This window comes from Streptomyces sp. NPDC001443 (assembly GCF_053597355.1).
The window spans coordinates 105,868-120,263 of the sequence record NZ_JBSFIA010000021.1 but is presented as its reverse complement, the minus strand read 5'-3'; the positions used below and the strand labels follow the sequence as shown (position 1 = coordinate 120,263).

General features: G+C 70.1%; 12 protein-coding genes and 2 pseudogenes. 7 read left to right on the top strand and 7 right to left on the bottom strand.

The features are described from left to right. Both ACWC24_RS22415 and ACWC24_RS22410 read left to right on the top strand, forming a co-directional pair. Window positions 1-2,197: tetratricopeptide repeat protein (locus tag ACWC24_RS22415; protein WP_450664612.1), on the top strand; the 2,197-nt coding region annotated here is incomplete at its 5' end. A gap of 249 nt (window positions 2,198-2,446) precedes the next feature. Next, on the top strand, window positions 2,447-3,130 hold the full coding sequence (locus ACWC24_RS22410; RefSeq protein ID WP_450664611.1) for a TetR/AcrR family transcriptional regulator: 684 nt from the start codon (window positions 2,447-2,449) through the stop codon (window positions 3,128-3,130). Between the two features lie 55 nt (window positions 3,131-3,185). On the opposite strand, the gene ACWC24_RS22405 is transcribed toward ACWC24_RS22410, so the two are convergent. Next, window positions 3,186-3,974, bottom strand: a complete 789-nt coding sequence (locus ACWC24_RS22405) for an enoyl-CoA hydratase/isomerase family protein (RefSeq protein ID WP_450664610.1) — start codon at window positions 3,972-3,974, stop codon at window positions 3,186-3,188. 473 nt (window positions 3,975-4,447) lie between these two features. On the opposite strand from ACWC24_RS22405, the gene ACWC24_RS22400 reads away from it, so the two are divergent. The 3 genes and pseudogenes from ACWC24_RS22400 to ACWC24_RS22390 form a co-directional block, all read left to right on the top strand. Beyond that, the gene (locus ACWC24_RS22400; RefSeq protein WP_450664609.1) at window positions 4,448-5,260 is read left to right on the top strand and encodes an SDR family oxidoreductase; all 813 of its coding nucleotides are present in this window, start codon (window positions 4,448-4,450) and stop codon (window positions 5,258-5,260) included. Between the two features lie 73 nt (window positions 5,261-5,333). Further along, window positions 5,334-6,434: pseudogene (locus ACWC24_RS22395) on the top strand (acyl-CoA dehydrogenase family protein); the annotation flags it as partial. After that, a pseudogene (locus ACWC24_RS22390) lies at window positions 6,434-6,727 on the top strand (3-hydroxyacyl-CoA dehydrogenase family protein); the annotation flags it as partial. The pseudogenes ACWC24_RS22395 and ACWC24_RS22390, both read left to right, overlap by 1 nt. Window positions 6,728-7,018: 291 nt before the next feature. On the opposite strand, the gene ACWC24_RS22385 reads toward ACWC24_RS22390, so the two are convergent. Beyond that, window positions 7,019-7,240, bottom strand: coding sequence for a DUF7489 domain-containing protein (locus ACWC24_RS22385; protein ID WP_450664608.1), 222 nt, complete (start codon window positions 7,238-7,240; stop codon window positions 7,019-7,021). A gap of 480 nt (window positions 7,241-7,720) precedes the next feature. On the opposite strand from ACWC24_RS22385, the gene ACWC24_RS22380 reads away from it, so the two are divergent. Together ACWC24_RS22380 and ACWC24_RS22375 are read left to right on the top strand one after the other, a co-directional pair. Then, a complete protein-coding gene (locus ACWC24_RS22380; protein WP_450664607.1) occupies window positions 7,721-8,110 on the top strand; it encodes a response regulator transcription factor in 390 nt (129 codons plus the stop codon). 235 nt (window positions 8,111-8,345) lie between these two features. Continuing rightward, window positions 8,346-8,822 carry a hypothetical protein gene (locus ACWC24_RS22375; protein ID WP_450664606.1) on the top strand — a complete coding sequence of 159 codons (477 nt, stop codon included), beginning with the start codon at window positions 8,346-8,348 and terminating at the stop codon, window positions 8,820-8,822. A 161-nt stretch (window positions 8,823-8,983) separates the two neighbouring features. Here the strand turns inward: ACWC24_RS22375 and ACWC24_RS22370 are convergent, their stop codons facing one another. From ACWC24_RS22370 to ACWC24_RS22350, 5 genes are all read right to left on the bottom strand, one after another. Then, on the bottom strand, window positions 8,984-9,637 hold the full coding sequence (locus tag ACWC24_RS22370; RefSeq protein WP_450664605.1) for a dihydrofolate reductase family protein: 654 nt from the start codon (window positions 9,635-9,637) through the stop codon (window positions 8,984-8,986). Between the two features lie 206 nt (window positions 9,638-9,843). Continuing rightward, window positions 9,844-10,710, bottom strand: coding sequence for a carbohydrate ABC transporter permease (locus ACWC24_RS22365; protein WP_450664604.1), 867 nt, complete (start codon window positions 10,708-10,710; stop codon window positions 9,844-9,846). An 11-nt stretch (window positions 10,711-10,721) separates the two neighbouring features. After that, on the bottom strand, window positions 10,722-11,669 hold the full coding sequence (locus tag ACWC24_RS22360; RefSeq protein ID WP_450664603.1) for a carbohydrate ABC transporter permease: 948 nt from the start codon (window positions 11,667-11,669) through the stop codon (window positions 10,722-10,724). Between the two features lie 12 nt (window positions 11,670-11,681). Further along, window positions 11,682-13,025: an extracellular solute-binding protein gene (locus ACWC24_RS22355; RefSeq protein ID WP_450664602.1), complete on the bottom strand. Its 1,344-nt coding sequence runs from the start codon at window positions 13,023-13,025 to the stop codon at window positions 11,682-11,684. Window positions 13,026-13,254: 229 nt separating this feature from the next. Continuing rightward, window positions 13,255-14,319, bottom strand: coding sequence for a LacI family DNA-binding transcriptional regulator (locus ACWC24_RS22350; RefSeq protein WP_450664601.1), 1,065 nt, complete (start codon window positions 14,317-14,319; stop codon window positions 13,255-13,257). Window positions 14,320-14,396 lie beyond the last annotated feature (77 nt).

The window sequence follows — 14,396 nt, the reverse complement described above, 5'->3', positions numbered from 1 at the left end:
CCTCAACACCCTCTCCGCCGCCCTGGGAGCCATGGGACAACGAGAGGAAGCCCTCACCGTGATCCGGGAAGCCGTCGACCACCACCGCGCACTCGCCCAAGCCAGCCCGGACGCCCATCTCCCCGGCCTCGCGATGTCCCTCAACACCCTCTCCGCCGCCCTGGGAGCCATGGGACAACGAGAGGAAGCCCTCACCGTGATCCGGGAAGCCGTCGACCACCACCGCGCACTCGCCGAGACCAATCGGGACGCCCACCTCCCCGGCCTCGCGATGACCCTCAACACCCTCTCCGCCCAGTTGCGTGAGACGGGGCGACGGGAGGAGGCCCTGACCGCGAGCCGGGAGGCGGTCGGCCACCACCGCATATTGGTTCAGACCAATGCGGACGCCCATCTCCCCAACCTCGCGATGTCCCTCAACACCCTCTCCGCCGCCCTGGGCGCCATGGGACAACAGGAGGAGGCCCTGGCCGCGAGCCGGGAAGCCGTCGGCCACCACCGCGGACTCGTCCAGGCCAATCGGGACGCCCACCTGCCGAGCCTCGCCGGATCCCTCAACAACCTGTCCGCCGGCCTGGGCGCGGTGGGCCGGCCGGACGAAGCCCTGGCCGCGAGCCGGGAAGCCGTCGGCCACTACCGCGCACTCGCCCAGACCAACCCGGACGCCCACCTGCACAACCTCGCCGGATCCCTCAACAACCTGTCCGCCGGCCTGGGCGCGGTGGGCCAGCCGGACGAAGCCCTGGCCGCGAGCCGGGAAGCCGTCGGCCACTACCGCGCACTCGCCCAGACCAACCCGGACGCCCACCTGCACAACCTCGCCATGGCTCTCAACGTCCTGTCCGCCGGCCTGGGCGCGGTGGGCCAGCCGGACGAAGCCCTGTCCGTGGGCCGGGAAGCCGTCGGCCACTACCGCGCACTCGCCCAGGCCAACCCGGACGCCCACCTGCCGAGCCTCGCCGGATCCCTGAACAACCTGTCCGCCCGGTTGGGCGCGATGGGACAGCGTCAGGAGGCCCTGGCCGTGAGCCGGGAAGTCGTCGGCCACCACCGCGCACTCGCCCAGGCCAACCCCGACGCCCATCTCCACAATCTCGCCGGATCCCTGAACAGCCTCTCCGCCGGCCTGACCGCGATGGGCCAGCCGGACGAAGCCCTGTCCGTGAGCCGGGAAGCCGTCGACCACTACCGCGCACTCGCCCAGGCCAACCCGGACGCCCACCTGCACAATTTCGCCGCGTCCCTCGACATCCTGTCTGCCAGCCTCGGCGCGATGGGACAGCGTCGGGAGGCCCTGACCGTGAGCCGGGAAGCCGTCGGCCACCACCGCGCACTCGCCCAGACCAACCCGGACGCCCACCTGCCGAGCCTCGCCGCATCCCTGAACAACCTGTCCGCCCGGTTGGGCGCGATGGGACAGCGTCAGGAGGGCCTGGCTGTCAGCCGCGAAGCGACCGGCCGCTACCGCTCCCTCGCGCAGACGAACCCGGACGCCCACCTGCACAGTCTCGCCCTGTCCCTCCATATCCTGTGCGCCAGCCTGGGCGCGGTGGGAGAGTCCCAGGAGGGCGTGGCTGTGGGCCGCGAGGCGACCAACCACTACCGCGCCCTGGCAAAGGACAATCCAGAAGCCCATCTGCCCAGCCTCGCCATGTCCCTCAACACCCTGTCCGCCAGCCTGGGTGCGGTGGGACAGCGTCAGGAGGGCGTGGCTGTGGGCCGCGAGGCGACCAACCACTACCGCGCCCTGGCAAAGGACAATCCAGAAGCCCATCTGCCCGGCCTGGCCATGTCCCTCAATACCCTGTCCGCCCTCTTCGGCGAGATGGGGCGGCGGAAGGAGGCCCTGGCCGCGAGCAGGGAAGCAACCAACCACTACCGCGCCCTGGCAAAGGACAATCCAGAGGCACACCTGCCCAGCCTCGCCATGTCCCTCAACACCCTGTCCTCCCGCTTCGGCGAAACGGGGCGACAGAAGGAGGCCCTGGCCGCGAGCCGCGAGGCGACCGACCACTACCGCGCCCTCGCACAGACGAAACCGGAAACCCACCTGTCCAACCTCGCCGAGTCCCTCAGGACCCTGTCGGCCCGGTTGGGCGCGGCGGGTCGGCGGAAGGAGGCCCTGGCCGCGAGCAGGGAGGCAACCGATTGTCTGTCCCGGCTGTATCTGGGTCCGGGTGTGGCTCCTTCCGAGTGAGCGACCCGGTCGGGGATCTCGCGGGTCACGGGCCTGCCGAGTCTGCGTCACCCGGTTCCTTCCGCGTGAGGTTGGCCGGTCAGGAGGATGCCGACAGCCAGGGCCCGGCAGCACGGCCGATGTCCCGGCAGAAACCGCAGGTGCCGTGTGCGCTCGGTCCGTCGTGCCGGACATGGGAGATCAGAGGCCGCACCGGAAGGACGATGTCCGTCATGGAGAGGCCCTCCGCGGGGGTGCGATGATTGCGGCATGGGACGACAGAGGACCAAGCCGGCCCCGACGCCGCCGACCACGACGCGTGGCCGGCGTACCCGTGACGGCCTGATTCTCGCCGGGCGGGAGGTCCTTGAGCAGCAGGGTTGGTCCGCGTTCAGTCCCGAAGCGGTGGTGCAGGCGGCAGGCGTCTCGTACGGGACGTTCTATACGTACTTCGAGTCCCGGGACGACCTGCTCCATCATGTCGTCCGGTCGGTCGCGGGCGAGATGCTGGCCGCGAGTCTGGTGTCCCCGGACGGGTTGGACGATCCCTACGCGAGGCTCGTGGAGTCGAACCGGCTCTATCTCCGGGCCTGGGACAGGGCGTCGAAGGTGCTGCGGCTCGTGGATCAAGGGGCGGCCGCGGACGAGGCCCTGCGGCAGATCGTGCTGGAGATCCGCGAGTTCTACGTCGACCGGGCCACGAAGGGCCTGAAGCGACTGCAGGACGCGGGGCTGGCGAATCCGGACCTGGACACGCGGCTGACGGCGTTGGCACTGGGGTCGATGGTCGAGCAGGTCGCCCACGCGCGTTCCGCCATGGAGGAGCCGTACGACGAGGACACGGTCGTCGATCACCTTTCGCGGCTGTGGGCGTCGGCCATCGGGTTGCGGGGCGCGCCCGACGAGGGGTGGGCCGCTCGCGCCCGTGCGTCGGCGGGTACGGCGTCCGGCTGACGCAGGCAGGCGTCCGAGGCAAGGGAAGCCGCCGGCCATGGGGCGTACACACGGGTCAGTGCCCGGTGAAGGTCGGCTTCTGCCTGGTGAGGAAGGCGTCCAGGCCGCGGCGGTAGTCCTCGGAGGCCCCGGTGTGGGCGATCTGCGTCGCTTCGTATTCCAGCGCGGCGTCGAAGGTCAACCGGGACGCCGAGGTCACGGCTGCCTTGATGGCGGCGAAGGCGCGGGTGGGCCCGGCGGCCAGTGCGGCGGCGCTGCGGTGGACCTCGGCTTCGAGGTCCTCGTCGTCCGTGACCCGGTGCAGCAGCCCGAGGTCGAACGCTTCGGCTGCGCCGATGAGGCGAGGGTGCAGCAGCAGGTCGAGTGCGACGGCCCGGCCGGCGATGCGTGGCAGGGTCCAGGAGATCCCGGTGTCGCAGGACAGGCCGATGCCGGCGAAGGCGGTGGTGAACGTCGCGGACGCGGCGGCGATGCGGAAGTCGCATGCCAGGGCCAGCGCCATGCCCGCGCCGGCGGCGACTCCGTTGACGGCCGCGATGACGGGCTTGGGCATCGTCAGCAGGCTCCGGACGAGTGGGTTGTAGTGCTCGCGTACGGCATCGGCCATGGCTTCCGGGTCCTGGGCGGTCCGGGCCTCCTCCAGGTCCTGGCCGACGCAGAAGGCCCGTCCGGTTCCGTTGAGGACGACGGCGCGTACGTCGGGGGCGTCGGCCGCCGCCTGCAATGCGGCCAGCAGTTGCGTCTTGGCGTCGAGGTCCAGGCTGTTCATCCGGGCCGGCCGGTCGAGCCGGATCGTCCGGACATGGTCGTACGTGGAGGTCGTGACGGCATGGGGGTGCGGCATGGCGGGTCCTTGGGTGGCTTGCGGTGAGCCCTCGGCGGCGTGAGCGGCAGCGAGGCTCTCGGCAGGAACAGGCAGCGATTGTGCAACTAGTTGCACAATCGGGCAAGGGGGCTGCCGACTCCGAAGCACACCGCCGGTTCCGCGAGGACCTCTGGCCGCATCCTCCACGGCGGCCCGGCCGGCAACTTCTCGGCCTCACGGCCCGGTCGTGACGTTACCTGATTTTTTTGTCAGAGAGATGGACGCCACAGGAGAGCCGACGATTCAGGCGATCCGGACTCACGCACGCCATAAGCAGCCCACATGACACGCCGCCGCAGAGAGCCATCCATCCTGACGGCTGTACGCAGGAGCATCACCAACTCTCAGGACTTGACTACTTTGTCAGCTTGATTGACGCTGCCGTCATCGCAGCGCCGGCTCCCCTCGAGCGGAGCGGCTGTCTGTGTCGGAGCACGCAAGGAGAGATGCGCATGGACATCCGGTTCGATTTCAGTGGCAAGACGGTGGTGGTGTTCGGCGGCACGTCCGGCATCAACCTGGCCATCGCCGAGGCGTTCGCCGCGCGGGGCGCCTCGGTGGCGGTGGCCAGCCGCAAGCAGGCCAACGTCGACGCGGCTGTCCAGCAGCTCGGCGCACACGGCAACCCGGTGCGCGGCTTCGTGGCCGATGTGCGGGACATGAGGTCGGTCGCCGAGGTCTTCGGCGCGGTGCGTTCGGAGTTCGGGCCGGTCGACGTCCTGGTCTCCGGGGCGGCCGGCAACTTCCTGGCCGAGGCGAACGAGTTGTCGTCCAACGGCTTCAAGGTGGTCGTGGACATCGACCTCAACGGGACGTTCCACGTGCTGCGCGCCGGGGTCGAGCACCTCGCTCCAGGAGCCTCGGTCATCAACATCACCGCGCCGCAGGCGGTGATCCCCGTGCGCTATCAGGCCCATGTCTGCGCGGCCAAGGCGGGAGTGGACCAGCTGACCCGGGTGCTCGCGCTGGAGTGGGGTGGCAAGGGCATCCGCGTGAACGCGATCGCGCCGGGCCCGATCGCCGGTACGGAGGGTCTGGCCCAGCTGTCGCCGGACGACGACCCGGACGGCGACAGGTCGGTCAGGACCGTTCCGCTGGGCCGGTTCGGCACCAAGGAGGAGATCGCCGATCTGGCGATGTTCCTGTCGTCCTCGGCTGCCGCCTACATCTCCGGCGCGGTGATCCCGTGCGACGGCGGTGGCTCGTACGAAAGCGTCCGCGCGGTCGAGGAAGCCGGCCGCTTCCTCGCGTCGGCCCCGCGGTGAGCCGTGACACGACCGCAGGGGCCCATGACCGGGCCGCACCCGCTTCCCTCCCTACCGTTCAGGAGCAGTCCCTATGAAGCGTCAGGTCTACACCGCTGACCACGAGGCGTTCCGGCAGGTCGTGCGCACCTTCCTGGACAAGGAGGTGCACCCCCGCTACGAGCAGTGGGAGAAGGACGGCATCGTCTCGCGCGATGTCTGGCTCGCCGCCGGCCGCCAGGGCCTTCTCGGACTCGCCGTCGACGAGGAGTACGGAGGCGGAGGCAACACCGACTACCGGTACGCCGCCGTCCTCGCCGAGGAGTTCGGCCGCGTCTGCACCCCGGGCTTCGCCATCGGCCTGCACAACGACATGATCGGCCCCTACCTGATCTCGCTGGCCACCGAGGAGCAGAAGCGGCGCCGGCTTCCGGGCTTCTGTTCCGGCGAGATCGTCACTGCGATCGCCATGACCGAGCCCGGGGCGGGCTCCGACCTCCAGGGCGTCCGCACCACCGCACAGGACCACGGCGGCCATTGGGTCCTCAACGGCTCCAAGACCTTCATCTCCAACGGCGTCAACGCCGACCTGGTGGTCGTGGTGGCCCGCACCACCCCGGAGGGCGGTGCCCACGGGATGTCGCTGCTGGTCGTCGAGCGCGGCATGGAAGGCTTCGAGCGCGGCCGGAACCTCGACAAGATCGGTCAGAAGTCCCAGGACACCGCCGAGCTCTTCTTCAACGACGTCCGCGTCCCCAAGGAGAACCTGCTCGGTGAGCTCAACGGCGCCTTCCCGCACCTGATGACCGACCTCGCCCAGGAGCGCATCACGATCGCGGTCGCCGCCGTCGCGGGAGCGGAGCGCCTTGTGGAACTCACCACTCGGTATGTGAAAGAGCGAGAGGCCTTCGGCCGGCCGCTGGCCAGGTTGCAGCACGTCCGCTTCGAGATCGCCGAGATGGCCACCGAGTGCGCCGTCACCCGTGCGTTCCTGGACCGCTGCGTCGAGGAGCACGCGAGCGGAGCCCTGGATGCCGTCCACGCCTCGATGGCGAAGTGGTGGGCGACCGAACTGCAGAAGCGCGTCGCCGACCGGTGCCTCCAACTGCACGGCGGCTACGGCTACATGACCGAGTACCCGATCGCCAAGGCCTTCACCGACGGCCGCATCCAGACCGTCTACGGCGGAACGACAGGGCCGACGCCCTCCTCGCCCGGATCACCCCGACCGCCGACCCGCAGGACCTCGCGGGCTGCGACGCCGTCATCGAGGCCGTCTTCGAGGACACCTCGCTCAAGCACAAGGTGTTCCAGGAGATCCAGCACGTCGTCGAACCCGACGCCCTGTTGTGCTCCAACACCTCCACCCTGCCCATCACCGCGCTCGCCGAGGGCGTGGAGCGCCAGAGCGACTTCATCGGGCTGCACTTCTTCTCGCCCGTCGACAAGATGCCGCTCGTCGAGATCATCAAGGGCGAGCGCAGCGGCGGAGTCCTCCAGTACATCAACGGCTACGAGGACGGCCTGCCCGGCTTCGTGGCCCGTGCCAGGTAACTGGTCGCCCGTTACGGCGAGCGCTTCGCCCCGCCCGCGCTGCTGGTGCGAACGGCCGGGGAAGGCCGTACCTTCCACGACTGACCGGTTGGGGCCGTGGTCTCGCCCGGGCCCGCGGCCCCAACCGGCCATCGAGCGCCGTACAGCCTCGCACCCGGCAGCCCTCTGGCCCATTTCCCAAGTCGCCGGTCTCCTCGACGGACAGCGGACTCGGCCGAGCGCGGGTCACGCCTTGGCCGGGCCGCTGCCCGGCTCCTTCACGATGCGATCGCCGACCGCGATCGACTTCCACAGCCCACGGTCGACGCGCACCTTCATGAACTGGCCGTCGGCACGCCTCACCTTGACGAAGTGGTACATGTTCGCGCCGTCGAGCATGCCCCGCGATTTGTCCTCGACGATGCCCTCCCAGGCGTCGTCCGGTCCTGATTTGTGAGATTTGAACATGCCGCAACCCTACGGAGGCCGACAGGCGTGGTGCAGTGCCTGGAAGCACGAACACCGCAGTACAGATGTCCCACGAAGAGCCTCACAAATGTCCTGAGCAGCGCAGCAGCGTCGGTGCACGGGAACCGAACCGGCCGACACGACACGCATGCGGCGGCGTCGGGACGCCGGCCGAGCAGTTCGCGCAGTTCCTGGAGGTTGTCCGGGGGCAGTTCCTGGAGGTTGTCCGGGGAGCGGGCGTCGGAAGCAGTGGTCACTGACGGGCTGCCGGGAGCAGGCCGCCTCACGCAGGGCACTGCAATGCGCGCCGCAGACGCGCCCCGGCAACTCCTGGGGCGCACAGGGCGGTCGTAGCCGCTGCGTACCCCGGTCACAATCCGGCCAGGTCCGGTCTCAGTGGCCCCGGCGGATCCACTCCCCCGGGTGGGGTGCTTCCTGCCCGACGGTCGCGCCGTCGCCGTGTTCCGTGTGGACCCGGGTGTGGCCGGGCAGCCGGTCACGGACTCCCTGGAGCGTCAACTCCAGGGCCGGGCCAGGACACTGGGCGGAAGCGTCACCCTGGACGCGGTTCCCGGCTGGGGCAGTCACGCCGTGCTCGTCCTGCCCCTCGACCCGCCCGCCGGCCCCGCCGAGGAGACCCGCCTGACCGACCTCGACCGCCGGGAGCTGGAAGTGCTGCGCCTGGTCGCCCGGGGCAGGCGCAACAAGGCGATCGCGCTCGAGCTGGGGATCGCCGAGAGCACCGTCAAGTTCCATGTGGCCGGAGTGCTGCGCAAGCTCGACGTGTCCTCGCGCGGCGAGGCGGCCGCCCCGGCGCTGAGCGCGGGACTCGACGGGTTGACGGATACGGGCCCGCGCGCAATTCCGTGACCGTCACCGAGGCGTAGCCGTTCTGGAGGCACGGCTAGCACAACTGCGCTTCACCGTAAGGGCGTTCATGCGATCGGCCAAATTTCAACCTTGTGGGTCCGTGCCGCTCGCGCATCAATGGGACCCAGGATCCGACGGACCGTCAGATCCGGCGCCCCGCGGTGTGACCGCACCCACCCGGACGGGGTCGCTTCCCACATGGCATTCCCTCGTAGCGGGAAGGAAGCTCGATCCCATGAAGCGATTAGCCTCAGGTGCGGCACTCACGGCTGGAATCCTGGCCGCGACGGCGCTGGCCTTCGCCCCCTCGGCGGCCGCGGCCGTCACCCCCGGTTCGGCCACCATCACCGCGAGCTGCGGCCTCTTCGGCGGCGGCGCGGCCACACTGACCGCGACCCAGGTCAGCGGCACCTCGGCCACCGTCACCCTCAGCTCCACCGGCATCACCACCCCGCTCGCGCTCTCGGCGAACTCCATCAACTCCACGCTCACCATGACCAACTCCACGGGCGCCAACCGGGTCTTCAGCGGCACCGTGAACCCGGCCATGGCCGCCGGCGGGGCGGTCACCGTCGGTCCGCTCCCCGGGACCGTGGCCGTCGGCGACAGCCTGGACTTCTACAAGGGCTCGCTGAAGATGGTCATCTTCGGCATCACCGTGACCTGTACGTCGAGCGCCGCCCAGTCGCCGGGGCCCTTCGTCTTCAGCTGAGCCGACTGCGGGTCGAACGCTTCGTTCGTTCCTGATGCCGTGGAGACCGGCGGACTTGACGGCCTGTCAGGTCTCCACGGCATCCCAAGGCGGCCGACGGGCCCTCGACCCGCGGCCGCCCGGTCGCCGGGTCGCCGGGCAGCCGCGTCGGTGTGCTCCGGTCACCTCCGCCAGTAGAGGTGGTGCACGACGCCGCTCGCGCTGGGCACGGCCTCGTGGTGGAACCGGTCCTCCAGTTCGTCGGGCGAGTCCCAGAGCGGGAGCCCGGAGCCGAGTTCCACCGGTGCGACCGCCACGTGCAGGGTGTCGACGAGGCCGGCGTCCAGGAACTGGCGGACGGTGGTGACCCCGCCGCCGAGTCGGACGTCCTGGCCCTGCGCCGCCTCCTTCGCCTGCTCGAGGATCGTTTGCGGAGTGCCCTCGACGAAGTGGAAGGTGGTGTCGGAGAGCGTGATCGACGGGCGGCCGTGGTGGGTCATGACGAACACGGGGGTGCGGAACGGGGGCTCGTCGCCCCACCAGCCCTGCCAGTCGTGGTCCTGCCAGGGCCCGCGCTGGGGGCCGAACTTGTTGCGCCCCATGATCTCGGCGCCGATGTTGCGGGGGAAGTCCCGGGTGAAGTAGTCGTCGAGGCCGCGGCTGCCGCCGGGGTCGGTCCGGTTGGGCCAGCTGGCCGTGGCGCCGGCCCAGGAGAACAGCCGCTCGGGGTGGGGCAGGCCGAAGGGTTCCTCCAGGCTCTGGTCCGCACCGGGACCGCAGGCGATCCCGTCGCGCGAGACGCAGAAGTTCATCACTCTCAGCAGCTGATCCGCCATGTTTCCTCGTTCTGGTCCTGGCCCGTGCCTCGTACGGCGACGGGCCCCGCATCAGGACGTCGAACGAGGTGCTGCCGGATCGACAGTGCCCGGCAACTCTTCCCGGAAGTTCTCCTCCGGACGCCGCCGCGGCGGTGCCGTCACCCGTTCCGGTCTCCCGGGGTGGGCTGTGGCACCGCCGCGGTGGCGGGGAGGGACGGGACTGCCTACTTGATGCCGGTCGTGGCGATCCCCTGGACGATCTGCCGCTGGAAGACCAGGAAGACCGCGACGAGCGGGATGAAGCCGAGGACGGAGGAGGCCATGATCTCGGCGTACTGGGGGCTGGTGGGGTCCACGAGGGAGGCGAGGCCCACCGGGATGGTCTGGGACCTGGTCTGGCTGAGCACCAGCAGCGGCCACAGGAACGAGTTCCAGGAGCTGATGAAGGTGAGGATCGCGACCGTCGACACCGCCGGGCGGCAGATCGGCATGCAGACGCCGGCGTAGACCCGCCACCAGCTCGCGCCGTCGATACGGGCCGCCTCGATCAGCGCCGTGGGGATGCCGCGGAAGAACGAGTGGAAGACGAACACCGAGATCGGCGCCGCCACCGACGGCAGGACCAGGGCCCAGAACGTGCCGAGCAGGTGGAAGGACCGGTACTCGATGAACTGGGGCAGCACCAGCGCCTCGGTCGGCAGCATCAGGCCGGCCGTGACGACGGCCATGACCAGGGCGCGGCCACGGAAGCGCAGGAAGGCCAGGGCGAATCCGGCCATCGAGCAGAAGGCCACGGTGAAGATCACGGCGAGCACCGAGATCACCAGGCTGTTGAGGTACCAGGTGCCGATCGGGTGGTTGTCCCAGGCGGTCGAGTACGCGTTCAGCGACCAGCCGCCGTCGAAGATGGATGTGGGGCTCTGGGTGATGGCGGCGTCGTCGCGCAGTGAGGTGATCAGCGCCCAGACGAAGGGCACCAGCCAGATCAGCGCGAACAGGGTCAGGCACACGGCGCAGAGCCGGTTGAAGAGTCCGGCGCCGTTGACCGCGCCCTTCGGTTCGGCGAGCTGCGGCTGGGTGATGGTGGTCATGGGTCCTCCGCTCAGGCCGCGCCGGCGGCCGCGCGACGGCGCCGCAGCCCGTACCAGGCCGCCGAGATCGCGACGATGATGACGAAATACACCATGGTGGCGGCAGCGCCGTAGCCACCCCGGTAGGCGGTGAAGCCGGTGTCGTAGATGTACTCGATGACCGGCCGGGTCGATTGGTTCGGTCCGCCGCCGAGCAGCTGGTAGATCTGGTCGAAGACCTTCAGCGAGGCGAGGATCTGGAGGATCAGCACCAGGCTGGTGGTCCGGCCGAGCAGCGGGACCGTGATGTGGCGGATCTGCTGCCAGGGGCTCGCGCCGTCGATGGCCGCCGCCTCGTAGACGTCCGCGGGGACGTCCTGGATCGCGGCGGTGTAGAGGACGAAGTTGAAGCCGAACGTCCACCAGACGGTCATCAGCACGACGGCGGTCCAGCCGCCCGAGGTGCTGCCGATGAAGTCCGGCACGGGCAGTCCGACGGCGTCGAACACCTTGGGTATGAGGCCGATCTGCGGGGTGTACATCCACAGGAAGACCAGGGTGACCACGGAGGACGGCACGACGTACGGCACGAAGAACGCGATGCGGTAGAAGAGCCGGCCGCGGCGTATGCGCGAGGCCAGGATGGCGACGGCCAGGGCGAGGATCACCAGCGGGGGTGTGGTCAGCAGGGTGAAGAGCACCGAGTGCCACAGGCTCTCCCAGAAGAGGGAGTCGGTGAGCACCTCGCGGTAGTTCGACAGGCCGACGAAGTCGCCGAGGCCGCTCTTGACGGTGGTGGTGTTGAAGAAGCTCAGCACCACGCCGACGAGCAGCGGGCCGACCAGGAACAGCAGGTAGACGACGAGGAAGGGGGCGGAGAGCAGTCGGCCCGCCCGGCGTTCGGAGGGGGTGGGCCGGTCGGCGGCGAGTGCCGTGGGTGCTGCGGCGGGTGCCGGTCGCGTCGAGACGACGGTCGTCATGGTGACTGCCTCCTACTTCATCGTGACCGGCGGTCGGGACGTGGTGTACCGCTTCAGGGCGGAGCGCATCGCGCCCGCCATGCCCGTGGGCGAGATCCGCCCGGCGAGCGCCTCGATGACCGTTCCGCCGATGACGCCCTGGAAGTCCGAGCCGGCGCCGGTGTACCAGGCGACCGGGTCGTACCGGGCGTCGAAGGCGGCGTCCACGTAGTTGCGCTGGGGCGCCAGGTCGAGGAACGCCTTGCTCTTCTGCGTCGGCAGCCAGGCGGGGATGTGCCCGCCCTCGGCCCACACGGCGCTGCTGTCGAGCAGGCTCTTGACGAACTTCGACGCGTTGCGGGTACGGATAACGTCGCCGCGGTCGTTGCGCGGCAGGATCAGCGCGTGCGAGTCGGCGTACGCCACCGGCTTGTCGCCGAGCAGTGCCGGGAACGGCACGACGTCGAACTTCAGGTTCTTGACCCCTCGGTACGACGGGATCTGCCACTCGCCGTCGAAGAGGAAGCCGGCCTTGCCGGTGCTGAAGAGGGCGTTGGCGCCGGCACCGGTGAGGTTCTTCGGCATCAGGTTCGGGCCGGTCAGGCTCTGCATGAAGGCGACCGTCTCCTGCATCGCCCCGTCGTCGATGGCGATCTTCGTGCCGGAGTCGGTGACGATCGGTCCGGCGAGGCCGGAGTAGACCATGCTGAAGAAGCGCCAGGCGGTGGACGGGTCGGCGGTGATCGACATGACCGCGCCGTACTGGGCGCCGCCCGCGTCCTTCATCGCCTTCACCGCGGCGACGAAGTCCTCCTTGCCCTTGAGGGGCACGAGTCCGTCGCCGGCGGAGTTCAGCAGGCCCGCCTTGCGGGCGATGTCGACGTTGTAATAGAGGACGAAGGGGTGCGTGTCCAGCGGGACCGCGTACACCTTTCCGTCCACGGTGGCCTTCTTCCAGGCCGCCGGAGTGAACTTGTCCTCGGTGACACCCAGCTCCCCGAGGGGGGTGTCCTCGACCGGCTGCAGCAGGCCTGAGGCGGCCAGCAGCGGGAGCCGGGAGAGGTGGGTGATGCCGACGTCCGGCGGGGTGCCGCTCGCGGTGGCCAGTGCCAGCTTCGTGTAGTACGGATTGCCCCAGCCCAGGATGGTCGCGTCGACCGTCGTTCCCGGGTCGGCCTTCTGGAACGCCTTCTCCATCAGCACCATGTTGGCGCCGTCACCACCGGTGAAGAGGTTCCAGAAGATGACATCCGCCGTGTTCGGCTGCGAGCCCATAAGGCCGGACGCGAGCGGGGAGGAACACGCCGCGAGCCCTCCGGTCAGGGCAAGGCCACCACCGAGGGCGAGAAACCGCCGGCGCGCCATCGCTCCGCTCATAGGGGTATTCACCTCGTTAAATCGATGTGAACTCGATGGCGCAGACCCTCGCACACGTTTTGCAACGATGCAATAGATCGTCGGGAAGAAGTCCGCCGGTCCGCTGCCGCGGCCCGGAAGCGGGCACCATCAGGACGCGTGCGCGCCCGACGCGCCACCGCCCCACCCTGCACCCGCCCCGCCGCCGCCCGCCGCGACCCGCGTCACATCGCCCGCGCCGGACTCCGGCTCACTCGCGCACGGCCTCGCGGCGCGAGGACTCCCGTACGACCAGCCGGTACGGCGTGGGCTCCTGGGGCGCCGCCACCACCGCTCCCGCCTGCGCTTCCTCCTCCGGCCCGGCCTCCCCGCCGGCCGCGCGGGACTGGATCTGCTCCTCCAGCAGGGCCAGCGCGCGCTCGGCGATGGCGTCGAGGTCGGGCGCGATCGAGGTGAGTGGCGGGTGGGTGTAGGCCGACTCCTGGATGGCGTCGATCCCGACGACGGCGACCTGCTCGGGCACCCGCACCCCGGAGGCGTCCAGGGCCCGCAGCGCGCCGACGGCCAGCGCGTCGTTGAAGGCGAAGATGGCGTCGGGCAGCGGGCCGTCGCCCTCCAGCAGCTCCCGTACGGCCGCGTAGCCCTGGTCCCTGGTCCAGTCCTCGACCGGTACGACCAGCCAGTTCACCCGTCGCACCCGGGCCGCGGACATCGCCTGTTCGTACCCCTCGGTGCGCTGGCGGCCGTTCTCGCTGCCGTTGCGGCCGAGCGCTACGATCCAGCGGCAGCCCTGCTCCAGCAGGTGCTCGACCGCGGTGCGGGCGGCCGCCACGTTGTCGATGCCGACCCGCGGGAACTGGTCACCGACGCTGTGCTCACCCAGCATGACCAGCGGGAAGTCCGGCTCCTTGGCAGCGATGTCGGTCGCGGGCAGGGTCAGGGCGCTCAGCAGCACCCCGTCGGCGACGTTGGTCAGACCGCCCTCGATGATCCGCCGCTCCACCTCGCTGTCGCCCGCGGTCGACTCGACGAGCACCGTGATGCCGCGCCGGCCGGCGGCCCGGATGACGGCCTGGGCCAGCTCGGCGAAGTAGGGCTCGGCGACGAACGGCACCGCCAGCGCGACGAAGCCGGTGCGGCCCGAGCGCAGGCCGCGGGCCAGGTAGTCCATGCGATAGCCCAGCTCGTCGAGCGAGCGCTGCACCTTGGCGCGGGTGTCGGGGCTGACGTGCGAGTAGCCGCTGACCACGTTCGACACCGTGCGCACCGACACTCCGGCGTGCTCGGCCACGTCCCGCATCCGCACTCTGGCCACTGGGGCCTCCTTCCCGTCGTGTCGGCACTCGGAGACGGCCGGGTGGCCCCGATCGGGCGGCCGACAGGAACTCAGAG